Annotated in this window: 20 protein-coding genes, 1 tRNA gene and 1 pseudogene; 14 read left to right on the top strand and 8 right to left on the bottom strand. The window is 62.7% G+C overall.

Features of this window, described 5'->3' with window-relative positions; all coding sequences use genetic code 11:
* The first annotated feature begins 153 nt into the window (after nucleotides 1-153).
* The 11 genes from ACIQ09_RS08980 (at nucleotide 154) to ACIQ09_RS08930 (ending at nucleotide 11,668) form a co-directional block, all read left to right on the top strand.
* Nucleotides 154-444 carry a hypothetical protein gene (locus tag ACIQ09_RS08980; protein WP_398308350.1) on the top strand — a complete coding sequence of 97 codons (291 nt, stop codon included), beginning with the start codon at nucleotides 154-156 and terminating at the stop codon, nucleotides 442-444.
* 49 nt (nucleotides 445-493) lie between these two features.
* Complete coding sequence (locus ACIQ09_RS08975) at nucleotides 494-703, top strand: DNA-binding protein (protein ID WP_398308348.1); 210 nt, start codon at nucleotides 494-496, stop codon at nucleotides 701-703.
* The gene (locus tag ACIQ09_RS08970) at nucleotides 700-1,632 is read left to right on the top strand and encodes a hypothetical protein (RefSeq protein WP_398308346.1); all 933 of its coding nucleotides are present in this window, start codon (nucleotides 700-702) and stop codon (nucleotides 1,630-1,632) included. The genes ACIQ09_RS08975 and ACIQ09_RS08970 overlap by 4 nt, the downstream gene beginning before the upstream one ends.
* Nucleotides 1,617-2,309: a hypothetical protein gene (locus tag ACIQ09_RS08965; RefSeq protein WP_398308344.1), complete on the top strand. Its 693-nt coding sequence runs from the start codon at nucleotides 1,617-1,619 to the stop codon at nucleotides 2,307-2,309. Before ACIQ09_RS08970 ends, ACIQ09_RS08965 begins: the two co-directional genes overlap by 16 nt.
* Before the next feature lie 9 nt (nucleotides 2,310-2,318).
* Entirely contained in the window at nucleotides 2,319-3,398 is a 1,080-nt protein-coding gene (locus tag ACIQ09_RS08960) for a hypothetical protein (RefSeq protein WP_398308342.1), read from the top strand.
* A gap of 22 nt (nucleotides 3,399-3,420) precedes the next feature.
* Nucleotides 3,421-3,627, top strand: a complete 207-nt coding sequence (locus ACIQ09_RS08955; RefSeq protein WP_398308340.1) for a hypothetical protein — start codon at nucleotides 3,421-3,423, stop codon at nucleotides 3,625-3,627.
* 42 nt (nucleotides 3,628-3,669) lie between these two features.
* Nucleotides 3,670-3,912, top strand: coding sequence for a helix-turn-helix domain-containing protein (locus ACIQ09_RS08950; RefSeq protein WP_398308338.1), 243 nt, complete (start codon nucleotides 3,670-3,672; stop codon nucleotides 3,910-3,912).
* A gap of 14 nt (nucleotides 3,913-3,926) precedes the next feature.
* Nucleotides 3,927-4,280, top strand: a complete 354-nt coding sequence (locus ACIQ09_RS08945) for a hypothetical protein (RefSeq protein WP_398308336.1) — start codon at nucleotides 3,927-3,929, stop codon at nucleotides 4,278-4,280.
* A 140-nt stretch (nucleotides 4,281-4,420) separates the two neighbouring features.
* The gene (locus ACIQ09_RS08940; RefSeq protein ID WP_398308334.1) at nucleotides 4,421-10,348 is read left to right on the top strand and encodes a PLxRFG domain-containing protein; all 5,928 of its coding nucleotides are present in this window, start codon (nucleotides 4,421-4,423) and stop codon (nucleotides 10,346-10,348) included.
* Between the two features lie 412 nt (nucleotides 10,349-10,760).
* Nucleotides 10,761-11,375 (top strand): hypothetical protein, encoded by a 615-nt coding sequence (locus ACIQ09_RS08935; RefSeq protein WP_398308332.1) that lies wholly within the window; start codon nucleotides 10,761-10,763, stop codon nucleotides 11,373-11,375.
* A gap of 35 nt (nucleotides 11,376-11,410) precedes the next feature.
* Nucleotides 11,411-11,668 (top strand): helix-turn-helix domain-containing protein, encoded by a 258-nt coding sequence (locus ACIQ09_RS08930; protein WP_398308330.1) that lies wholly within the window; start codon nucleotides 11,411-11,413, stop codon nucleotides 11,666-11,668.
* Between the two features lie 118 nt (nucleotides 11,669-11,786).
* Here the strand turns inward: ACIQ09_RS08930 and ACIQ09_RS08925 are convergent.
* The 7 genes from ACIQ09_RS08925 to ACIQ09_RS08895 form a co-directional block, all read right to left on the bottom strand.
* Nucleotides 11,787-11,862 (bottom strand) — tRNA-Thr (locus ACIQ09_RS08925).
* 103 nt (nucleotides 11,863-11,965) lie between these two features.
* On the bottom strand, nucleotides 11,966-15,775 hold the full coding sequence (locus ACIQ09_RS08920) for a pilus assembly protein (RefSeq protein WP_398308328.1): 3,810 nt from the start codon (nucleotides 15,773-15,775) through the stop codon (nucleotides 11,966-11,968).
* Between the two features lie 29 nt (nucleotides 15,776-15,804).
* Complete coding sequence (locus ACIQ09_RS08915; RefSeq protein ID WP_398308326.1) at nucleotides 15,805-16,449, bottom strand: hypothetical protein; 645 nt, start codon at nucleotides 16,447-16,449, stop codon at nucleotides 15,805-15,807.
* A 17-nt stretch (nucleotides 16,450-16,466) separates the two neighbouring features.
* Nucleotides 16,467-17,678, bottom strand: a complete 1,212-nt coding sequence (locus tag ACIQ09_RS08910; protein WP_398308324.1) for a PilW family protein — start codon at nucleotides 17,676-17,678, stop codon at nucleotides 16,467-16,469.
* On the bottom strand, nucleotides 17,653-18,114 hold the full coding sequence (locus ACIQ09_RS08905) for a hypothetical protein (RefSeq protein WP_398308322.1): 462 nt from the start codon (nucleotides 18,112-18,114) through the stop codon (nucleotides 17,653-17,655). The genes ACIQ09_RS08910 and ACIQ09_RS08905 overlap by 26 nt, the downstream gene beginning before the upstream one ends.
* An 8-nt stretch (nucleotides 18,115-18,122) precedes the next feature.
* Complete coding sequence (locus tag ACIQ09_RS08900; protein ID WP_398308398.1) at nucleotides 18,123-18,713, bottom strand: GspH/FimT family pseudopilin; 591 nt, start codon at nucleotides 18,711-18,713, stop codon at nucleotides 18,123-18,125.
* 2 nt (nucleotides 18,714-18,715) lie between these two features.
* Nucleotides 18,716-19,138: a type IV pilin protein gene (locus ACIQ09_RS08895; protein ID WP_398308320.1), complete on the bottom strand. Its 423-nt coding sequence runs from the start codon at nucleotides 19,136-19,138 to the stop codon at nucleotides 18,716-18,718.
* A 228-nt stretch (nucleotides 19,139-19,366) separates the two neighbouring features.
* Between ACIQ09_RS08895 and ACIQ09_RS08890 the strand changes: the two genes are divergently transcribed.
* Complete coding sequence (locus ACIQ09_RS08890) at nucleotides 19,367-19,957, top strand: hypothetical protein (RefSeq protein ID WP_398308318.1); 591 nt, start codon at nucleotides 19,367-19,369, stop codon at nucleotides 19,955-19,957.
* Here the strand turns inward: ACIQ09_RS08890 and ACIQ09_RS08885 are convergent.
* Complete coding sequence (locus tag ACIQ09_RS08885; protein ID WP_398308316.1) at nucleotides 19,936-20,844, bottom strand: LysR family transcriptional regulator; 909 nt, start codon at nucleotides 20,842-20,844, stop codon at nucleotides 19,936-19,938. The two genes, ACIQ09_RS08890 and ACIQ09_RS08885, sit on opposite strands and share 22 nt — an antisense overlap.
* Before the next feature lie 187 nt (nucleotides 20,845-21,031).
* Here ACIQ09_RS08885 and ACIQ09_RS08880 point away from each other — a divergent pair, with 187 nt between their 5' ends.
* Together ACIQ09_RS08880 and ACIQ09_RS08875 are read left to right on the top strand one after the other, a co-directional pair.
* Complete coding sequence (locus ACIQ09_RS08880; RefSeq protein ID WP_398308314.1) at nucleotides 21,032-21,724, top strand: haloacid dehalogenase type II; 693 nt, start codon at nucleotides 21,032-21,034, stop codon at nucleotides 21,722-21,724.
* Between the two features lie 36 nt (nucleotides 21,725-21,760).
* Nucleotides 21,761-22,060, top strand: a pseudogene (locus ACIQ09_RS08875) (malate synthase A); the annotation flags it as partial.

The raw sequence follows: 22,060 nt of genomic DNA, 5'->3' as shown, positions 1-22,060 counted from the left end.
GCCAGCACTGGGATTCAAAAGAAAATTCTCTAATTCTCTTCTCTCTCTTTCCTACCTATATTCCTAGGCATTCTGCCCTTTGGCCAGTGGGGGTGTGAGAGAGGGGGAGAATTTGAGAACTATCCAAAATAGATAGACCTGGGAGATCCAGACTTGACCGCCCTTCACCTCCTCAACCGCCAGACCATCCGCCGCAAGGTCTTCGATGTCGTCCAGGCGTCCCCGGTCCCGCTCCGTGGCCGAGACGTGGCCCGCCTGGCCGGCCTGGGCTACAAGCAAACCATCGATGCCCTGGGCAGCCTTCTCGACATGGAGCGGGTGGAGCGCATCGGGCACAAGCAGACGGCCCGGTGGGTCAGGAAGGCAGAGCCGAAGCCACCCGACCCGCTGAAAGCGTTTCTGCTGCAGGTACTCACGAAGCGCCAATCGGAAGGGGTCGAATAGAAATTCGGGGGCGATTATCGGCGGAAATCGACATCACCGAGGACCGACGATGACCGCCCCTTCTCCCTCTCTCCAGCGGCATTACTCCACCCCCGAGCTCGCCCGCCTCGCACGCGTCCAGACAGTCACTATCAGGACAGTCCTGTATCGGAAAGGAAATTTCCTTGGCCTGACACCAGCCGTCAAGCTCCCGAACGGCCGCCTGCTGTGGAATGCCGACGACGTCGACCGGCTGGTGACGCCGCGGGAGGCGCAATGAGTACACCCACCACCGACCTGGCCAGCCTGCTGGTTGCCGACCCCTTCATGTCCGAGCGCTTCGGCTCTTGGGACGACGCCATCAAGGCCGCCCTGACGCACCCCATGGCGATCCAGAACATCGAGGCCCTGGAACGCAAACTGCTCGACCTGGAGCAGGTGCCATGCCCCGTGATCCACCGCTTTGGCCCGGGGCTCTACATCCGCGAGGTGACGATGCCGGCCGGCACGTTTGCCGTCGGCCACTTCCAGCGCTTCGAGCACATGAACATCTTTCTAAAGGGGCGCGTCACGATCCTGAACGACAAGGGCGGCACCACCGAGTTGGTGGCACCGATGATCTTCGTTGGCAAGCCCGGGCAGAAGGTCGGCTACATCCACGAGGACATGGTGTGGCAGAACATCTACGCCACGGACGAGACGGACGTGGAGACCCTGGAAGCCACCTTCCTGGTTCGGAGCGCCACCCTCGACGAGGACCTTGCCCGCCGGCGCCAGCGTGTTCCCCTTGAGGTGGAGCGCGACCGGATCGACTACCGGATGGTCCTGGCTGAGTTTGGCATCCCCCACGAGTTGGCCCGCGCAGAGACCGAGTTTCAGGGCGACCGCATCCCGTTTCCCTTCGGTGACTACAAAGTGGCCGTGTCGGACTCCCTGATCGACGGGAAGGGCCTTTTCGCTACGGCGGAGATTGCCCCCGGCGAGGTCATCGCCCCTGCCAGGATCGACGGTAAGCGCACCCCGGCCGGGCGCTACACCAATCACTCGGCCACGCCGAACGCCCGCTTCGTCAAGAAGCCGAACGGGGATCTTGACCTGGTGGCCACCGAAGACATCCACGGGATGCAGGGTGGGCGCCTCGGCCAGGAGATCACCATCGACTACCGGCAGGCCCTGACCATGAGGAAACAGCTATGTCAGCAGCAATAACCGCAGCCGTTGGCGCAACCGTCGTCGGCTCCATGCTGGCCGATGACAACGGCGCAAGCGCTGCCAACGGCGCCGCAGCGGACAGTTCGCGCCTCCAGGCCGAGATCGCCCGCGACCAGTGGAATCAGTACAAGGAGATCTACCAGCCGCTGGAGAAGCAGTACGTCGGCGAGGCCCAGAACTACGACTCGGACGAGAACTACGCCCGGGCGGCTGGAAATGCACAGGCGACGGTCTCCGGTCAGTTTTCCAAGGCCCGCGAGCAACTGACGCGCACCCCTGGCCTCGACCCGAGCAGCGCTGCCTATCAGGCTGGGATGACCCGGCTTGGCCTTCAGGAAGCCGCGAGCGGTGCCACGGCCCAGAACCTGGCCCGAAAAAACGTCATGGACACCGCCTACGCACGTAAGACCGATGCTCTGAGTCTGGGCAAGGGGCTGGCTGCAACGGCCTCCACCGGGCTGGCTCAGGCGGCAAACACCAGCATGGGGCTTGCCAATCTTGGCTACAGCCAGGCGAGCCAACAAGCCGGGGCGCTGGGGTCGGTGCTGCAACGCGGCGCAACGTCCGTAAGCGGGTGGCTGGGTAGCGGGTCGGCATCGCGACCGTCCGAAGTCAGCAACACCGGCATCTACAACGGTGGCGACATGAGCACCGGCAGCACGTTCGACTGGTAAGGGGGAGACATGAACTTGGGTCTTGGCCTTGTGGCCGCAAATGAGTTTTTCAAGGAAGGCGACCGTCAGCAACTGCGCGACCGGGACGCCCAGCGTTTTGACTGGGAGCGCCAGCGGGCGCAGGCGGAGCTCTCTACCGTGCCGTCTCTGGCCGACGCGACCCGCACCGGCGCCAAACTTCGTGCGAAGCAGAACACGGCGAACCTCGGCCTGGTGGATCTGGAAACCGATCTGAAGCGCAGCAAGGTGGCCCTGGAGCAGGGTGACGTGACCAACAAAATCGACCTTCAGCCCACCCAGCAATCGACGGCGATCAAGCAAGCAGAGATCGCCAGCACCCTGGCTGATTTCCAGCTCGACGACTTGCCACGGGCCATCGCCGAGAAGAAGCGCCAGGGCGTATTCAGCGATGCCGATGCCGCGGTGGCATCGGTGGCCAAGCTCTACGACGTGACCAAGACCGGCGACCCTGGTCAGGTGGTGTCGTTCATCAACGGGGTGAACGCCACGCTGCCGGACAACGCCAGGAAGCCTGCCGCGGTGAGCGCCCGCGTCATCCAGGACCCGAAGACCGGCGAGCCGACCCTGGTGGCCATGGGCGCCGACGGGCAACCCGTCTTCCAGATGGCGCAGAGCCACATGAAGCGCGTGGCCGACTCCCTGGGCAAGACCGACCTGAAGGAGATCAAGCCCGGCGAGCGCCTGGTGGGCGTCAAGAACGGCCAAGCCACCGAACTGTATGCAGCACCCGAATCCAAGAACATGCGCGGCCAGCACGCCCCGGCCGAGGTGCAGACCATGGAATGGCTGATGGAGAAGGGCGTAGCCAAGAACGAGACGCAAGCTTGGGAGATGGTGCGCTCCGCCCGCGAGAAGACCCGGAGCGCCTTCGTCATGGACTACGTGGCCAAGAACGCGATGCCGGGTCGCGAGCGGGACACCGCATCCATGGCCGAGAAGGTCTATGACTCGCTCCAGGGCGGAGGTGGGGCACCTTCAGCTCCGCAGCCCAGTACCGGCAACCCCAGTCGGCCGGCAGTACCCGGCAGGACCGATCCGCGCATCAAGTCACTGATCGGGATTCCCTGACTTCACACCACCACTATAAATCATGAGCACCAGCGCACAAAACGTCCCCATCCCCTTCACCTTCAACCTGGCCCAGGTGAATCTTGTCCTGGAAGGCCTCGGCAAGCTGGCCCATGAGCGCGTGGATAACCTGGTGATCGGCATTCGCTCCACCGCCGTGCAGACGCTTCAGGCTGCCGAGAAGGCGGCGCAGGAGCCGGCTGCCGAGCCGCCCCCCAAGGTCGAGTAACCCAACCACCCCGGCTTCGGCCGGGGCAAAGGAGACCTCGTCATGAGCATGGACACCCTCAATGTCGATGAAGCCGCCGACTTCCTGAAGGTTCATACCAACACAGTACTGCGCTTGATCAACGACGGCACCATCCCGGCGGCAAAGATCGGGCGAGCCTATGTCATGTTGAAGACCGACCTCATGGCGTACCTGGAAGACCAAGTCATCCAGCAGACAGCCGTCCGGCGTGGCATTCCGCTGAGCTACATCACGCGACGCAAGCGCACTCCCCCACGTACCTGAAAGGTCATCACCCGATGCTTCCCCCCGAGAACATGAAGAAGGGGCCGGCGACCACCGCCCCGCGGCCCAATGAGATTGACGCAACCCGGGCGGAGGTGAGGGAAGCCCTTCGCCGCTCCTTGGCGGATTTCGACGAGCTTGCCAAGAACGCATCCCGACCGGATGCAGCCGGTGCGCTGCTGATCGCTGAAGCCATCCATCTGCAGACCGCCGCCATCCAGAAGTCGGAGAGACATCATCTTGGCGCGATTCGGGATCAGACCTGGGTGCTGCGAGAGCACGCCGCCAACATTGGCCGGCTTGAAGGGCTGCTCGTGTCCATCGCGGCTGACCTGCGCCGTCTTCTCGAGCGAGGGGCCAAACGATGAGCACCGCCGGCCTTGAGTCCGACGGGCTCGCAAGTTTCGCACTGCCCGATGCACCCACCACTCAGCCGAGCCAGGACAGGCCGCCCCGCCGCCCTTCCCCCCCCATCGGATTGAACGATGCTCGAGAGGCCGGAGGCACCATGCCCAGCGCCAATGCGCCCTCAGCGCCCCCGGCCGCCTCCGACATCACCAAGGCCCCCAAGTGGGCCGACATCACCAAGAAGCCCGAATTCCTCGCCCTGGACGACGCCACCAAGCGCCAGGCCAAGGAAGCCTACTTCGATCACTGGATTGCCCCGCACGCCGGCGGCGACCGCGACACGCTCCGCCAGCAGTTCCTGGACATGAAGGACGGCCCGGGGCTCATCGACCAGGCCAAGGATGTGCTGACGAAGGCCGGCACCAACATGCTGGACGTGCTCAAACCGACCAAGCCCCTGATGGAAGGCGCCTCCACACCGCAGGGCCAGCGCAGCACGGTCCCGGTGCGCCCGGAAATGCGGGCCGCGTTCAATGCCCAGTGGGATGCCGCGACGCCGGAGCAGCGCCAGCAGATTGCCGCCCTGGACGACTGGCGCGGCCAGCTTGCCCGCGAGCGCGACGCATCCTTCGCCAAGACCCCGGATGCGCCCACCGCTGCCGCCCTGGACCCCCGGGCCGAGGCGCGCCGCGCCCGCCTGGTGAAGGACGGCCTGGACCCGACCGCAGCGGCCGGCATCGCTCCGCGGGCGGCCCGGGCCGGCATCCTCCCGGGCCAGGAGGTTTCCGGGTCGGTGCAGGAATCGACCTACGACTTCGACACCAAAAACCTGTTTGACCCCAACCAGGGCGCCAACGGCCTGAACAACCCGCTTGCCCGGGGTGTTGCCAAGGGCGGCCTGGGGCTGGGCAAGGCCGTGTCCGGCTACACCGAATTTGTTGGCGACGTGCTGGGCATCGACGGCATGGCGGAGTCCGGCAAGCGCGTGGGCGGCACCTTGCGCGGCAAGGAGCAGGCCATCGGCGAGCGCGGCGACTTCATGAGCCGCAACGTGGAGGGCGCGATCAGCTCCATCACCCAACAGCTCCCGCTGCTGCTGGCCGGCGTGTCAGCCGGTCAGGCGGTGCCGCTGGCCGGCATGGCCTTCCAGTCCTTCGGCCAGGAGTACAGCGACGGCAAGGCCCGTGGCCAAGACGCCGGCCAGGCGGCCGCCCGGGCGGGGATCTTCGCCGCCTTCGAGGTGATCGGCGAGAAGTTCGGCCTGGGCGAAACCCTGCAGGCCCTCAAGGGCGCGGCCAAGGGCATGCCCACGGACCAGATCGCGGCCTTTCTGTGGTCGGCCCTCAAGAAGGAGGTGCCGGGCGAGCTGCTGACCACCACCGGCCAGTTTGGCACCGACAAGTTCGCCCCCGGCGGCGTGGGCCTGACCCCGGATGCCACCGGCGCCGACTACCTGAAGCAGGTGGGCGACACCATTGCCCAGACCATCCTGCAGTCCGGGATGATGGCCGGAGGCACCACGGGCGCCTCGGCTGCGGTGCGCTTCTTCCAGGAGCGGGACGCTGCGGGTTCGGCCGAAGGTGCCCGGGCCAGCGCCATGGATGCGTGGAAGAACGGGCTGGCTGGCCGGCCGGCGCCCGAGGCCGCTGTTACGCCGGATGGGCGGGTGGAGCTCACGCCACAGGCGAAGCCCGCGGACTCGGACGCCCCGATCCAGCTGGAAGCCCCTGCCGTGCCCGCCCCCGCCCCCGCGCCGGTGCAGCCCGGCCAGCAGCAAGAGCCGGCCGCCGCCGCGCCCACGCCCAGCGCATCGGCCGACCAGATCGTGCGCGAGCTTGCCCAGGAGGCCGGCATCCCCCTGGAGATGGTGCTGCCTTCCACCGTCGGAGAGCCCGGCCAACAAGTTCAACCCGGTCAAGCGGTAGATCCGCAGGCCGAGGCCGATGTCGTCCGCTATCTCGACCTGGTGAACGAGAACGATCCGGTAACCCGGCAGAGGGCTATCGAGGTTGCCGTGTCCAACCCCGAGGCCATGGCGATCATCCGCCAGGAGATCGAGAAGGCAGCCGAGCAGGATGCGATCCGCCGGCAAGATGAGCCGGTCGCGGCTGAGCCGGTGCCCGAGGTGCCTTTCGAGCCGGCCAGGCCCGAGGCCCCTGGCATCGAAGAGGTGTCCGACCAGGATGTCCTCAACTTCGCCAGAACGCGACTCCGGCGCCTGCGCGAGCAGCAGCGTGGTTCCGTGGATTTCGTGCCTGGCATCGATGGAGTCATCACCCAGGAGATTGCACCGACCGGCCTTTCCTCCTTCGAGGCGTCAGAGTTGCGGGCCATCCAGGCCGCGGGGAACGATGCGGCCACGCTCCGGCAGTTCTATGGCTTGGCCCCTGAACCGACGGTGCCAGGCCAGGCCGGTGCCGCCCAGGTCGCCGAAGGTGTGCTCCCTGCTGACCAGGTGACGGCGGCCACGGCCACCGCGAAGGCGGAATTTGAATCTGCGATGCAAAGGGCCGAAGAGGGCGCTGCAGCCGAGCGGGCCAGGGCTGCATGGGAGAGGCAGCCCGCCGACGGGCCGGGCCCGACCACCGTTCGTTCAACCACAACCGCGCACCCCCGCGTGCCTGCAGACCGGCAGCTATCAGTCGGCGCCCTTGCTCAGGTAGTCGAGGAGCGCCTGGCCCAGTTTCGCCACCAGCCGCCCATCGTCATTCGGGACAGCGTTGACGAAGTCGATCTGCGGGGCGCTTCCGAGAATGACGGGAGCGTCACTTCCGGGATGACGATGGGCGGCCGGGTGTTCCTTTTCCGGGATGGCATCACCGACACCGGCGAGGCCGTCCGAACCCTCTGGCATGAGCTGCTCCACTACGGCCTCCGTCGTTTTTTGAACCAAGGCCAGTATATCGCCGAGATGCAGCGCCTCTACGGTCGTGACGCCTGGATCAAGGCGAAGGCAGACGCCTGGGCTGCCACCGACGAGGCGAGCGACGCCAAGGCTCAAGGCAGTGCCTACGCCCTGGCGCGTGGCGTCGATGAGGCCCTGGCCGAGCTGGCGGAAACGAACGAGGGAGGCTATCGAAACACCGGAGTGGTGGCCACGGCCAAGCGGGCGGTTCTCAAGTGGCTGGCCGAGATGGCCGAGCGCCTCGGGTTTCACGAATGGGCCACGGCCTACCGCAGCGTCTCCCACGACGAAGCCCGCGACCTGGTGCGCGAGATCTTCGGCAAGCTCCGCGACGATGCGCCGGCAGCATCTCGCGACGGTGACTTCCCGGCCGAGCCCTCATTCCGCCGCACCCTTCGACGGGCAGCCGACACCCTGGACGAGATTGGGGTCATCGGCAACGCCATGCACACCCAGAAGCGCAAGGCGGAGCTGATGCCGGCCTACGGGCGGGTCTGGCGGCTCGCCCGTGGGATGCAGGCCGCGCTATCTCGCACCGCCAACCGGGCGGCCGAGCTTGCCCCGGGCCTTCTCCCAAAGATCGATTCTCCCGGAGTGGCCTTCAAGACGCTGCTTTCATTGAAGTCGCGGCAGCAGGAGCGCCACATTGCCGCCCAGGCGCTGTTTGCTGGCACCACCAACGGCCAGACCGTTCTCGAGGGCAAGGTCTGGACCCGCGAGGAATTTGCTGCGCGCTTCGGCGATAGCGAGGCGGCATGGGGCTTGTACCAGCAAGCCCGGGCGGCCATCGACGCCAGCCTGGATGAAGTCGCGGCCGCCGAAGCCTTCTCCGCCGCCCATGGGCTGCTCGCCTACCTCAAGGGCGCTGTCCGTGAAGAGACCATTGACGATCCGAGATCAACCCGGGCAAGCATCACGAATCATCTGGAGCGCGCAACCAACGTGACCCGGCTGATTCTGCGTGGCGTGGAAGACACCGACGACCGGGCGAATCCCCTCCGCCGCCTCCTCGAAACCCAGGAGCAAGCCATCGCCAACGTCAAGGCGATCTTCGAGCGGGCGGAAGCCCTGAAGGCCGCCGGCTATGCCCCGCTGATGCGCTTCGGGCGGTACGTGGTCACCGTTCGGGCCATCGATCCCGAGTCGGGCGAGCTGCAGCGAGGGGCCGATGGGCAGCCGATCACCCTGGAGCGCCACCACTTCGAGACGGAGGGCGAGGCACGCTTCGCCAAGGGCCAGCTGGAGGCGAAGTATGTCAGCCGGGATGACGCCGGGGTGAGCTGGAGCAAGACGACAGACGAGAAGTATCAGCTCTACAGCGGCGTCTCACCCGAGACCATCGCCATGTTCGGTGACATCCTCGGCGAGCAGGAGGCCACGGAAAGACTAATTCAAGCAGTCGTGTCGGAACGATCTGTGATGAAGCGGCTGCTCGAGCGGAAAAACACCCCGGGATGGTCCGAGGACATCCAGCGCACGCTCGCGACCTTCATCACCAGCAACGCCCGGTACGCCTCACAGAAGTTGTTCATGAGGGAGATCCGTGAGACCGCACATTTCATGGAGCAGGGCGACGCCCAGACCGAGGCCAAGCGGCTCATCACCGACGTGCTGCAGAGCACGGACGATGCCGGCAGCGGAGTATCGACGGCCGCCTTCACCTGGTTCATAGGCGGCAACATCGGGTCGGCGATCACCCAGCTTTTCCAGGTGCCGCTGCAGACCTTCCCCGAGCTGGTGTTTCGGGGCGGACATGCTCAAGCGGCCAAGCACCTGACGGCCGCCCTCCCCTACGCTCTCGGCAAGAAGGAGATCACCGACAAGGATCTGCGCGACGCTCTCAAGCGTGCCAGCCAGCTGGGCGTGGTCGAGGCGCAGGAGATCTATCACCTGTACTCCGCCGGCGCCCGCAACTTCGCCTCCTGGGCCGCGTCTCGCCTTGCCGCCATCCCCGGAGCGAAGAACACCTTCAACCACGCCAGCTCGAGCGCGCAGGTGCGCCTGCAGGCCTTCGGCAACCTGTGGGGCAGCATGTTCGCCATGGGCGAGTCGCTCAACCGCCGGGTATCGTTCATCGCGGCCTACACCATGGCCAGGGAGGCCGGAGACAGGAAGGCCTTTGAGACCGCTGTAGATGTGGTTGACAACACCCAGGGCATCTTCGACAAGATAAACCGCCCGAACGTGGCCCGCGGTGCAGTCGGGCGCACCCTCCTGATCTTCCAGCAGTTCAAAATAGCCTACCTCGAACAGATGGGGCGCTACCTGAAGGCCGGCGGGCCGGAGGGGCGCCGCGCGCTGCTGATGATGGGGATCGTCATGCTCATGGCGGCCGGGGAGGAAGGCCTGCCCTTCATCCTGAACATCGAGGACGTGGCCACCTTCCTTGCCCGGTGGGCGGGCTATCACATCAACGTGACCAGAACGAAGCGGGAGATGGTCGAAGACCTGCTTCGCGAGGCGCTGGCCATTGGCTTTGATGATCAGGTGGCCCAGGAGTACGCCAGGAAGGGCCGCAACCTATTCATGTACGGCCTCTCAAGCCTGACCCCATTCGATATGCAGCGGCTTGGCATGGGCCGGATTCTGCCCACCCAGTGGATGACGGCCCGCACGCCATCAGAGCTCATGCGCGGCCTGGTGGAGATCGCGGGACCGGTGGGCGGCCTGGGCCAGCAGGTTCAGAACGCCATGGACCGTGGCGCCGATGAGGGCTTCCTGGCCGGCCTGAAGGAGATGGCCCCCACGGCCATCGCCAACGCCGCCAAGGGCGCCAGCATGTGGGAGACCGGCGAGTACCGGAATAGCCGCGGCGCCAAGGTCGGCGAAGTCACGAAGACCGAGTCGGTGTTGAAGGGGATCGGCCTGCAGCCCCAGTCGATTGCTTCCACGAACCGCGGCATCAGCGCCCTAATGAAGGACGTGACCGCGCAGAAGGACATGCAGGCGCAGTTCCTCCACCAGTACGCCGTGGCGGTTCGGGACGACGACCGGCAAGAGCAGGACAAGATCATGAGTCGAATCGACGCCTGGAACCGCCGGAATCCGGAGCTGGAGATCTACCTGCAACCCGAGGCTGTTAGGCGGGCCGTGTGGCAGCTGCACTGGGATGCCAAATCCCGGGCGGTGAAAGCCACGCCGCGGCGGATGCGGGGTAGCCTGGGGCTGGATTCGCTGGAGTGATCGAGGGTACGGCGGCGCCTGGCCGCCTGGAGCTCACTCGCACCGGAAGAGCACTTCGGCTTCCGGCCACCGGCCGAATGCTCCGGCCGGGATCTCCTTGGTATGAACAACCCGGAGCCCCTTGCCTGCCTGGTGGCAGCTGACACCGGCCTCCTGGAGGGCTGCCGCCTTCAAACTGTTCGTGCTGACCCAAGCACCGGCCCCCTGGTGCGTGACGCTGGAGATGCCATCTCCAATCGGGACAACGCCGGTCGATGGCGTGGCACAGGCCTGAAGCAGTAGCGAGGCACATGCGATGATGGACCACCGGAAACACCACATTGGCGCACCCTCAAAAAATGAATTTTGAGTATAGGCAGAGCATCAACTGCCTTCCAACATTCCAACGGATTTCGGCAGAACGGAAACGAAGATGGGCGGAATCGGGAGCGGCCGGCGCTGGACCGGCACAGCCAAGTACCTGACCACGGACTTCCCCAGCCTGGATGTGCGGCGACTTCAGGGCGCTGGCCAGCTGATCCCCGGGCACACCTTCGCATGGGCTTACCGGGGCGAACGTCGGCCCAGCCTCCTGGCCAGGCCTCACGCCGACTTCGTGGAGATCTACCACCGTGCAGCGAGCGGGGCATGGGAGGCCGATTCCGGCCTCCTGGCGCTCGCATGGTCACCGTGCAACCTGGGAGGCCAGCGCGCCTGGTTCGTGTGCCCTGAGCCCGATTGCGCCCGCCGGGTGGGCATCCTCTACGCGAAGGGCCACGGCGCCTATGCCTGCCGGCGCTGCCTCAACTTGGCGTACCCAAGCCAACGGGAGCGGGCAGCCGGGCGGGCACGGTTGAAGGCTGAATCCATCCGGGAGCGGCTGGGGTGGCGGGCCGGGATTCTGAACCCCCAGGGCGACAAGCCGGCGGGGATGAAGTCGGCGACCTTCCAGCGCCTGGTGGAGAAGCACGGGGGGTTGGTGGATGTTGCCTTGCGGGGGATGCTGGGGAGGGGGGGGCACTTGCATGGGGTGCAAGGAGATGCGTGAATGTATGCGTCACCCCGAAACCGAGAGGAGAAAGAATGTCCACGATGAACGTGATCGAAGCCGCCGAAGCGCTGAAGGTTCATCCCAAGACGGTCGAGCGCCTGATCAACGAAGGGATCATCCCCGCGGCCAAGGTCGGCCGGGCCTGGGTGATGATGACGGTCCACGTCATGAAGTACCTGGAGGATCAGATCATCAAGCAGACGGCAGAGCGGCGTGGAGTGCCGTTACCTGCCAGTGCGGGCGGGCGACGTAGGGGGCGTCGTGGTACCGATTCCTACCCTGATCGATAAGGCCAATTTCTGGCTTTACCCGGGAATGAGCCCCCCTTCGTGCCCCATTCATGTAACCCCGGCGTAACCCCAACAAAAAGGGCAACCCCGGAGGATTGCCCTAAGTGCTTGTTTCTGTTGGTGCCGCTGACCGGAATCGAACTGGTGACCTTCGCATTACGAATGCGCTGCTCTACCGACTGAGCTACAGCGGCTAACAACAGCCCAACATATTACATTGCCCGCATAGGCTGTGCAAGCCTATCCAGCGGAAAAGCCGCGCCCTGCACCGTTCTCCGGGTGGGGGCTGCGGCTACTTTACTGTCCGACGATCCGCCAGTTGAGAACGCGGGGATCACCGAAACCACCAACCTGACTTCCAACAAGGGCTGGCGCGCCCCCTTTTCCATCGGAGCCCAGCAGGCGGATGGAGGAGCCGAGGCGAACCATCTTTGAGCCAACCAGGCCGGAGTCCTGTGTCACGAAGGCAATCGGCACCCGCACGTTATCCACGATCTTGGCAAATGTGCTCTTGGCCGAACCATACTTGACGGCATAAGCTGCGCTCTCACCACCGGGATTGCATTTATCCTGGTTCATCAGGGTTCCGATCCAGGATACGACCCCCTCGTTGACCTGCGGATGAATAACCACCTGCTCGGCAAGAGTGCCGCGGAGACCGGTAAGGTCATAGAACCAGCCCATCGGCTTGGACGACTCCTGTATGACACCCGTAATCAGGCTGTCTACCTGAACCATGTTGGTACGCTTTACTGGAAAGCTCACACCACTCGGGAGCGGGTTGGTGGCATTCGCCGCCGAAGAATAAGGATCGGAAGCGGTGCCATCCCGCAATGCGTAGAAAGTCTGTTGTTGCTTATTGTCCCGATCATTGGTGTGCAGGAGCCTCCCCGTTCCGACAAACAGATATCTGACCAGATCAGGGCCAGGATCGACCCGGGGCTCAGTCGTGACGGGCTGGGGGTTGCCCAGCGAATCCCGCAAGTGAAGAATCGGCGACGTCGGATTGGGGACGTTGTTGGTGGGGCTGGAGAAATCAAAACGCCACATATTACCCAGCAGGTCACCCGCATATACGTAGTCAACGGTCATGTCAGCATAGTCCTGAACATAGCCGGTGAAATGCGCCAGACCCGCGGGATTCGCGGCACTCCCCTCGTTGGTGTATATCTTCTGCAGGAGGGTGCCGGTCTTGGGATCAAGCACGAACAGCACGCCCTGGCCCGGAACGCTGGTCTTGGATGTCCCCAAGACATTGTTGTAGCCGCCAGCGATGATGACCACCCAGCCCCATTTGCGGGTCTTGACGATGCCAGGACGTCCGTAGCTGAAGCCCATATCCTCATCGGTGAATTCCCAAAGCACCTTATTGGCGATCGTGGTTTCAGTAGTCGACGTTGTCGGGGTGTCGGTAATATCCAGGGCAACGTAGCTCCGGCCACCCTTGCCCAGCCCGAAAACCAGCAAGGACCTCCAGTCGTGGGAATCGGGGTTCGACTCAATCGTTCCTCCCGCCCGCTTGAAATCCACATCCCGGGCGAAAGGCGTGGCATTCACATAGTAGCGGTGCAGATAGGCATTGTCGCTCAGCGCCTTGAGACCGCTCTCCGCCGGTTTTCCATCCGGGCCAAGGTAGGTGGCATTGGGCACGACCGCAAACAGCTCCTGCCCCCCGGCAGTCGTCATCTGCGCGTCAAAGGCATGGAGCATGCCATCGTTGGCACCCACATAAACCACGGGCTTACGCGACGCATTATTGGCCTTGAATATCGAATAGCCGGGGTTGTAGGCGTCCGAGTAGTCTTGATTCGGAGGACCGACAAACAGCGCACCGGAGTCAACAATGTCACCGAGAACCGAGGCACGGTAGCGGTAGGCTTTGCGTGCGGTGAGAGTGGACTGGTTGGTGGTATCGCCCCGCAGGTAGTTCAGCACCTTAGCCTGCTCTGTCGATGAACCCAGGGCTGCCAGCTGCGCTGCGGACAGATTGGCAACCCGGAATGGAACGCCCTTGAGGGTGCCGGAGCTGTCCGGCGCCAAGGTAACCACCTTGCGGGCCGAATTCCAGCCAGAACCGCTTACCAGCGCATCAAGCTTCGTGGCCGCGCTCCAAACCTGAGAGGTATTGATCGTTCCAGCATTAAGGTCGATCGAATCAATCTTCAGGCCTTTGAGATCACCGGACCAGTACAGGGAGTTATAGACCGTCTGAAAAAAACCATCGGTGGCCAGACTGTCGGAAATTACCGACCCCGTCGTACCCACACCTGCCGCGGCCCCGATCAACGACTTGATCTGGCTAAACGCCGAATTCAAGCCAGAAACAAGACGCTCTGGATCGGACGCAGGAAAGTAGGTGTCCGGGAGGGTAGTTCCTTTGTAATCCTGCCCCAGCGCATTCCACTCGCCCGTATCGGGCACCCCATCGTTGTCCTTGTCGGTAAAACCACCATACTTGGCTGCCTTAAAGTAATGGTTGTTGGCTGCCATGCTCGAATATTCCAAGGCATCCACCCAGAAAGTCTTGATCCGGGATTCGGGGAAATCCGAGCGAAGCGGTGCCGTATTGGCGGCGTAGGCCATGCCTGCAATGTAGTCGTAGGCAAGGTTTCTGCCCGTAATCGCATTCGTCCAATCCTTGGCGGTCTTGCCTGCGAAACGCTCGCCTGCAACCAGGGGGTCCATGGTGTAGCCGCTGCCCGAAAGATTGTTGTCGCACTGATCACCGCAGGTATTGGTATCGCCGATGCCGATGATGAACTGCTTCTGGCAACTCCCCCCGTGGGATGCAGGCAGAACAGGGTCGATCCAATTGGTGATGACGGGAAAATCATCCTTGATTTCCACGCGCTGCGCTGCCGTCACACCAGGGGGGATCACAGAGTAACTCGGCACATGCCCGATTCCGGACGGCCCCAACAGGTAGCGCAGGGCAACGGCGTACATTTCACTCACGTTGTCATAACGTTTGTAGCTCTTCGCCTTGTATCCAAACAGGTTCAGGTAGTTGATGGCACCCGTCCGGGAAACCTCCCCATCCCCTCCCCGGTCAGCAGGAAAGGGGTCTGAAAGGAAGGCACCTGTCTCAAGAATTTCCTCCCTCGTGTCACGAATCTGGGCTTTCAGCACACCCCCATCCCACGCCCTGAGCTTCGTATCATCGCCATAGGTCTGGTTGTTCAGGTTGTGATAGCCGACAGCACCGAAACGCATTCTCTCGATGTTTTTCTGGATCAACCCTACCGGCTTATAGACCCGCTTGGTCTTGTCAGCATTCTCATACTTCTGGCAGTACGCTTGATCGATATGCTCGTGCTTGGTGGTGTCGGTGCCACTGCATACAAGAACCCTGACCTGATAGCTTGCAACCTTGGCCCCACTGGCGGAATCGTTGTCGCTATAGGTGAATTCGATATTGATACCCTTGTCAAACACGGTCCCTACGAGGTTCTTCTTTCCGTTGGTGGCAAGGGGTGTGTAGTTGGATATGTATTCCGACTTCAGGGACTTGTCCGGGAAGTTGCTCTTCCCCCCCTGTCCGTTGGACCACGCCTTCTTGAGAATGGTCTCCCCCGCAGGATTGCTGGCCGAGAAGTCCGCCGGCTCATCCTTGTCCCGCGCGCCCCCCGTCATCGCCCAGCGAAACAGGTCAATCACGTGCATTGTCGCCCAGTTCAGGTAATTTCCAGACCATTGACCCGGACACGTATAGTTGCTTCCCTGGACCTTGTCAGTAGTATAGAAATAGCTATTACTTTCATTGTAGGCATAACAACGGGCTGGATCGAAGTAACCGAGGTATTTTCTGGATGGCTCGAAGTAGGGATCCGCTACAGAGCTGCCGGGCAGTGCAGGAATGCCGGACGGTCCTCCAACACTGAAGTTCGCATGGCTCTGGGCCGTGGGAAACTCCACTGACAGGGCCAGCATCACGTTCGCTGGCACAGCCTCGTTACTTGCAGCGATGGGTACATCAGCCAATGCCGTCTCGGCAGAATGGACCGCCGGCAGCATGGCATTCCATACCGCTGTCACGACAAGTAAGCGCTTCGTAAAGGACTTCCAGCGAGGAGACAAGACCTCGGACGGGGTCGTGGATGCATTCATTTCGTCATATCCCCAGAACGTATTCAGTATCACTCGCCCAGGAATGTCACATTCCACTGGACGTAAGTCTGGCTATTGCGCACACCGTCGGTGCGGACTGTGACGCGATAGACGGGCGAAGCTGTCGAGCCCGGTTTGTCCGCCCACTTGTCGCCGCCAAGAGGTGAATCGGTCGAAAGAACGCAGGTCACCTTGCTGGAGGGTCCATAGGTTTCACACATACGCTCAATCAGGAAGCGCATTTCATTTCCGTTGACCTTGACTGGCGCGATCTTGTTGAACTTTGCGTCGAACTGGGTCTTGCTCTTGATGATCAGCGGAATCCCATTTTCATCCGTTTCCAGGACACGCGGATAGAAGTTCAGCTTCGCCCACTCACTTGCAGCCGTGCAGGCGGCTCCGGTGCCTGCAGGCGGAGGGCAACCTGCGACCGAATCCTGGTACTTTTGGAAACTAGCCGACTTCATGGCTTCAAAGGCTTTGTTAAGGCCCCCGCCAGCGCTGTTGATCGAATCACGCTTGAAACCGATGTTGCCGGACAGCAGGGCCGAGGTGTCAACGGAGTTCAGCAAGGAAACCGAGCCGAGCATCATGACGACCAGCACCACCAGCACTACGGCCAGGACCACGCCGCGCTGTCGTCCATAAGAGAGGTGTTGCTTATTCGAGGACATTCGGATCCACTTCCAAATCAGATATTGGGGGGTGTTCTCATGTTCCGGAGCGGAATCACCCATTCATAGACCTGGTACTGGTAACGCTGCTCGTCCGAGCTCAGGGTCCGGCTGAATTGCCGAGAGTCGAGATCCTGGAAAAGCTTGATACTGGTCATGGGGGCGTCGCTGGCAATCGGTTGAGACGAGCGCACCACCATCGCGATGCGGATCGCCTTGATGCGACCGATGTCTTGCTGGGTCGCCAGCTTGCCGTCCATCAGCTTGGCCAGGGTCCACTTCGAGGGGGAGACCCACTCGTCTACGGCGTTGTCGTTGATATCGCCCCCCACACCGTTATCGAGCCCGTAGAGAGCCTTGACCAGGAAAATGTTCTCACCGACGACCTGAGTATCAACACGCTTCAGCAAATCGTACTGCACCAGTTCCTTGTCGCTATTGACCCCCAGCATCGTGAAATTGGGATTATCCCGGAGCCCCAGATGGAAAGCCGCCGGAGACTTCTCGTAAATGGAAGATTCAATTGCTCCGTAAGTCTGGGTATTCAGGGGAATCACCTTGCTGAATGTGACAACCTTCAGCCCCAGGGAAGCATCGGAGGTCATCACCGGCGCGGTCATGGTATTCGCTGCCTGGACAATTCTGCAGTCACCCGGATCGTCGGCAATCTTGCGTGGCACAGCAAGAAACAGATCGTAGGCAGCCGCAGCTGCTGACGTCTTCAGATTTATTCCGATCGTCGGTGTCTGCACTACCAGGGAACTCCCGCTGGCCGAAGAAAAAGCCAGGCCTTTGTTGCCCGAAGCCGAATCTCCGGCCATCGTGATGATGACATCCGACTCTTCCCCACCATCAATGATGGCCGCCGGAACCGCGCGCAGGGTCTGGGGCACGGATGCAAACGGACTGGGGTAGGCCGATGCGCTGGGGAGCACCGCATTGCCGGAAGAATTGGCAAGGAGCTTGCACCCCCATACCCATTGCCCCCCACGCGCAAGACCGGAACCCGCCTCCTGGATGATCAGGTCAAGCCGCTGGGCAGCTATCGCCGCCGACTGCAACGCATCCCCGGCGCCGGAAATATTCCGGCGATAGGCCTCGCTCGACGAGAAACTCTGCATGATCACCAGACTCGCGATCAGGCCGACGACCATGCCCACCATCATCTCGACGATGCTCAGGCCGGCCTGGCGCCGGCGGAGCTCAGAACAGCATTGCTTGGGTGACATAGATTCCATGCTCCAGGTTCTTCTTGCCCGCGGCAGTGTCTGAACCGCCACTGTTCGGCAGATCCCACTCGATCGTCACCGTGACCGCGAAGGTATCCACGGCATTACCCTTCACCACCGACACCTTGGCCTTGGCGTTGGGCAGCTTGCTCGCATCCTTCACGCGCTTGGAGAACCATTCATGGGCCGAAGCACCGCCGCCTCCAGCCGCCGAGTCATAGGCATACTGCGATACCACGACAGCGCGCTTGTCCACCGCCATCTTGGAGATCAGCTCATCGGCCAGGATGGCCGCCTCGGTCCGGAAACGGCTGTCAGTGGCAATCCGCGTCGAGGCGGCCTGAAAGCCGATCATCCCGAGCAGCCCCAGCGAAAAGATGAGCAAAGCCACCAGTGCCTCAAGCAACACGTAGCCACGTTCCCCGCGGACTCTCATGACATCTCCTAAGCAGCCGGACAATCGGATGCAGACAACATGGGCTGACAAGCCCGAGGATCTCCGCTGGCCTTGGACGGGTCACACATCTTGACCGCGCCACCCGGCGTCACGAACACGCAGTAGGCCACCGCGGCACCGGTCCGGGAGACCCGGAAAATCTGCTTACCACCTACCGGCGCGCTGGAAAGGTCCAGAACCCGTCCGGAGCCGTTGAAGCGCACGCCAGCAGGCCCCTGGTAGGTCACGCCCTCGGCCATCTGGCTGGTGTTGTAGCCATTCACATAACGATTAGGCGCGGTGCTGTCGACCATCCTGATCGCCCAGTTCAGCCCGTTCGATTTGGCCACAAGGCTATTGACTGACGCAGCGCCGGGGGTACTGTCGGTGAGCATGAAATCGACCTCTCCGTTACGCCGAATGGCCTCGCCCTCAGCCTGACGGAGGGCGTTCTGGATGAGCTCCGCCGCAGTACCCACAGAATTATTGCGGATGACCTGGGTAAAGGACGGCAAGGCCACGGATATCAAAATGGCGCCGATCACCATGACGATCATCAGCTCAAGAACGGTGAAGCCCCTCTGGGCCCGACTGGACATGGTCAGCACGACGTTTGACTCTTGCTCATCAACCAGCACTTGCCGGTGGCAGTGGGTGTTGTGGAGGTCTTTTCGCCACTTTCGTTGATGGAGTATGAGTAGCCGGCGGTGCCCTTCGCGGTATCGCCGGTTATCACGAGCGTGAAACTGGTGTCAGTACATGCCGGCGAATGGGCGACCGTGAAGGGGATATCGGCAAAGTAAGGGCTCATATCAGGGCAATTGCCGTCGGGTTTGTAAGTCCGCCGGGAGTTGAACACCTGCTCCATCCGTACCTTGGCCTCGGACAGGGCCTCAACCCCCTGGGCGATCCTGCCGCGGGCGATGTGATCCATATAGGCCGGGATGGCGATAGCCGCCAGGATTCCGATGATCACCACTGCGATCAGTAACTCGACCAGTGTGAACCCACGCATTCTCTTCATGATCTTCTCCTTCGATGATTGATCATCGCGCCACGTTCTGTCGAACGCGAGCACGCGGCGACAGGCGGAGTCCGCCTGCAGACCGGCGGCACAATGGGAATGGGACAGAGAGGCCTATCCTTCCGCTGGGCGCTCTACAGCGCTCGAGACCGCCACATTGATTCGATGACGTCCCCCACAGCCCCTCCAGCGCCCGCTCTGGCCATTGCCACGGCTCTGTCGATCCTCATGCATCTGATGGTGATCACCAGTTGGCCACAGCCACCCTCACCTGGCAGAGCCGCCGATCTGGCGAGCCCCTTGAAAGCGAGGCTGGCGCAATCCACACTTTCTCTCGAAGCGCCCAATCCCCGGCTTGTACCAGAGGCCAAGCCCGCGGCCGTACCCATCGCCCGGGCACCAACCCAAAATCAACCTGTATTGCCTCTGGCAGCGCCGGCGCCCCTGCCTCCCGAAGCGGATATACGCCCCGAACCGATATTTCCAATCGAGGCACTCACCCGCCTGCCAGCCCTTGTCACCGAGATCACCCAGGATGACTGGCCCTCCACCCCCGGCGCGCCGTCTGGCAGCTTTCGGATAGAAGTAGACGTAGGGCCGGACGGCCGGGTGATGCGCGTCAAGTCAGTGTGTGAACCAAAGATCTGCGAGGCGGCCGCAACTTACGCCGGCACCATCACCGGATGGCGCTTCACCCCGGCAGAAATCCTCGGGCACCGGGTTTCAAGCCGCATTCACATCGAATTTGAAATAGGCTCGCCTGAAAGCGAAGGCTTCATCGCCACCCCGGTCTCGCCTCAGACGCTGCCGAGCCAATAATCAGACCTTCCGAAGCAGCCCCGTAGGTGGTCGATGAGCAAGCGCACCCGCAGGGGAAGACGCCGATTCTGCGGAAACACGGCGTAGATCCCCGTGGGCGGAGCGGAAAATGCATCGAGTACCGACACCAGCGTCCCCGCGGCGAGATCCCTCTCAACCTCCCACATGGAGCGCCAGGCCAGCCCGATTCCGCCCAGCGCCCATTCGTGCAGCACTGTCCCGTCATTGCACTCGAAGCGCCCTGAGACCTTGATCGTTCGCGTCTTGCCAGGCGCATCCGGATCAGCAAACACCCAGCCGCGCTGGGGGTCCAGGGACAGGCAGTCGTGCTGCGCCAGCGCCTCCGGCGTCTCGGGCACGCCGCAACGGGCCAGATAATCAGGGCTCGCTACAACCACTCGCCGATTGTCGGCCAGGCGCACCGAAACCAGGCTGGAGTCGCTCAGCTCGCCGATGCGGATGGAACAATCCACGCCCTCATTCACCAGATCCACCAGGCGGTCACTCAGATCCAGGCTGCACGTGACCTCGGCGTGCGCGCGCAGGAAGTCTCGCACCAGTGGTGCCACGTGGCGCCGCCCGAACCCGGCCGGTGCCGACACCTTGATGTGTCCGCTGGCCTTGACGCCGCCCAGGCTGACCGACGCCTCGGCGTTGGCCAGATCGTTGAGGATGCGCTGGCAATCCTCCAGAAAAGCACTGCCCTCAAAGGTCAGACTCAATTTGCGGGTAGTTCGTACCAGCAACTTCACCCCCAGGCGTTCCTCCAGGGCATCGATACGCCGCCCCATCATGGCCGGGGTCACGCCATCGGCCCTGGCGGCTGCGGACAGGCTACCCCGCGTGGCCACGCTGACGAAGGCTTCGATTTCCTTGAAGTTGTTCATTTGATACTAAAAGTAAAAAATAATTTGATTTTATTATGGCTTCTTTTTTCTTTAGTCATTGAATAAACTTCGTATCAGTGAGGTGAAGGAGACTGGATCCCGAGAGGTGCCACCCGGCCACGAGCCCGGCAGATGCACCTCCGAGGAGCCCACCACAACCCTGATTTCAAACACAAGGTCACAGAGCATGGCTCACCCGCCGCGAATCCAGGCTGTCGCATTTGATGCTTTCGGCACACTCTTTGACGTGTATTCAGTTGGCCTTCTGGCGGAGCAGCTCTACCCCGGCAAAGGCGCTGCGCTGGCAGACCTGTGGCGCAGCAAGCAGATCGAGTACAGCTTCATCCGCAGCCTGTCCGGGCGCTACAAGCCCTTCCTGGACATCACCCGGGATGGTCTGTGCTTCGCCGCCGCCAAGCTGGGCCTCGAACTGGACACGGTGCGCTGCACCCAGCTCATGAACCAGTACGCCTGCCTGTCGCCCTTCCCTGAAAATCTGGGCGCCCTCAAGGCCCTCAAGCAAGCGGGCATCCCCACTGCAATTCTCTCCAACGGTACGCCCGGGATGCTTGAGGTGGCCATCAAGAGCGCCGGCATGCACGGTCTGTTCGACCACGTGTTGTCAGTGGATGCAGTGCGTAGGTATAAAACCAGCCCCGACGCCTACGCCCTTGCTCCGGCAGCCTTTAACTGCCCTGCCGAGCGTATCCTCTTCGTTTCCTCCAACGGCTGGGATGCCGCCGGCGCGAGCTGGTATGGCTTCCAGACTTTCTGGATCAACCGCAGCGGCCAGCCCCTCGAACAACTGGACGTGACGCCCACCGTTCAGGGCAGCCTGCTCACCGATGTCGTCGATTTTGTGGCGCGCCAGCGCGCCTGAACCTTTGTTTCCCAACTTTCCCTCACAGGAGTAACCATGAGCCTCACCCTCCCCGCCGGCATGCAGATCAACGCCCCGCTTCAACCGGGCTACGAAACCATCCTCACTGCGGAAGCCCTCGAACTGGTCGCCAAGCTGCACCGCGCCTTCGAGCCCCGCCGCCAGGAGCTGCTGAAGGCCCGCGTCGAACGCCAGGCCCGCATCGACGCCGGCGAGAAGCTCGACTTCCTGCCGGAAACCAAGGCCATCCGCGAAGGTGACTGGAAGATCGCCCCCCTGCCCAAGGCCCTCGAGCGTCGTCGCACCGAGATCACCGGCCCGGTCGAAGCCAAGATG

This window comes from Zoogloea sp. (genome assembly GCF_044344315.1).
Taxonomy (GTDB): domain Bacteria; phylum Pseudomonadota; class Gammaproteobacteria; order Burkholderiales; family Rhodocyclaceae; genus Zoogloea.
The sequence above is the reverse complement of the archived record's forward strand: the minus strand, read 5'-3'. Positions and strand labels throughout refer to the sequence as shown.

What these genes read in the sequence shown, in the direction of transcription:
- ACIQ09_RS08975 (WP_398308348.1), top strand. Translation starts at nt 494, where the DNA reads ATGACCGCCCCTTCTCCCTCTCTCCAGCGGCATTACTCCACCCCCGAG.
- ACIQ09_RS08970 (WP_398308346.1), top strand. Translation starts at nt 700, where the DNA reads ATGAGTACACCCACCACCGACCTGGCCAGCCTGCTGGTTGCCGACCCC.
- ACIQ09_RS08965 (WP_398308344.1), top strand. Translation starts at nt 1,617, where the DNA reads ATGTCAGCAGCAATAACCGCAGCCGTTGGCGCAACCGTCGTCGGCTCC.
- ACIQ09_RS08960 (WP_398308342.1), top strand. Translation starts at nt 2,319, where the DNA reads ATGAACTTGGGTCTTGGCCTTGTGGCCGCAAATGAGTTTTTCAAGGAA.
- ACIQ09_RS08955 (WP_398308340.1), top strand. Translation starts at nt 3,421, where the DNA reads ATGAGCACCAGCGCACAAAACGTCCCCATCCCCTTCACCTTCAACCTG.
- ACIQ09_RS08950 (WP_398308338.1), top strand. Translation starts at nt 3,670, where the DNA reads ATGAGCATGGACACCCTCAATGTCGATGAAGCCGCCGACTTCCTGAAG.
- ACIQ09_RS08945 (WP_398308336.1), top strand. Translation starts at nt 3,927, where the DNA reads ATGCTTCCCCCCGAGAACATGAAGAAGGGGCCGGCGACCACCGCCCCG.
- ACIQ09_RS08940 (WP_398308334.1), top strand. Translation starts at nt 4,421, where the DNA reads ATGCCCAGCGCCAATGCGCCCTCAGCGCCCCCGGCCGCCTCCGACATC.
- ACIQ09_RS08935 (WP_398308332.1), top strand. Translation starts at nt 10,761, where the DNA reads ATGGGCGGAATCGGGAGCGGCCGGCGCTGGACCGGCACAGCCAAGTAC.
- ACIQ09_RS08930 (WP_398308330.1), top strand. Translation starts at nt 11,411, where the DNA reads ATGTCCACGATGAACGTGATCGAAGCCGCCGAAGCGCTGAAGGTTCAT.
- ACIQ09_RS08920 (WP_398308328.1), bottom strand. Translation starts at nt 15,775, where the DNA reads ATGAATGCATCCACGACCCCGTCCGAGGTCTTGTCTCCTCGCTGGAAG.
- ACIQ09_RS08915 (WP_398308326.1), bottom strand. Translation starts at nt 16,449, where the DNA reads ATGTCCTCGAATAAGCAACACCTCTCTTATGGACGACAGCGCGGCGTG.
- ACIQ09_RS08910 (WP_398308324.1), bottom strand. Translation starts at nt 17,678, where the DNA reads ATGTCACCCAAGCAATGCTGTTCTGAGCTCCGCCGGCGCCAGGCCGGC.
- ACIQ09_RS08905 (WP_398308322.1), bottom strand. Translation starts at nt 18,114, where the DNA reads ATGAGAGTCCGCGGGGAACGTGGCTACGTGTTGCTTGAGGCACTGGTG.
- ACIQ09_RS08900 (WP_398308398.1), bottom strand. Translation starts at nt 18,713, where the DNA reads ATGTCCAGTCGGGCCCAGAGGGGCTTCACCGTTCTTGAGCTGATGATC.
- ACIQ09_RS08895 (WP_398308320.1), bottom strand. Translation starts at nt 19,138, where the DNA reads ATGAAGAGAATGCGTGGGTTCACACTGGTCGAGTTACTGATCGCAGTG.
- ACIQ09_RS08890 (WP_398308318.1), top strand. Translation starts at nt 19,367, where the DNA reads ATGCATCTGATGGTGATCACCAGTTGGCCACAGCCACCCTCACCTGGC.
- ACIQ09_RS08885 (WP_398308316.1), bottom strand. Translation starts at nt 20,844, where the DNA reads ATGAACAACTTCAAGGAAATCGAAGCCTTCGTCAGCGTGGCCACGCGG.
- ACIQ09_RS08880 (WP_398308314.1), top strand. Translation starts at nt 21,032, where the DNA reads ATGGCTCACCCGCCGCGAATCCAGGCTGTCGCATTTGATGCTTTCGGC.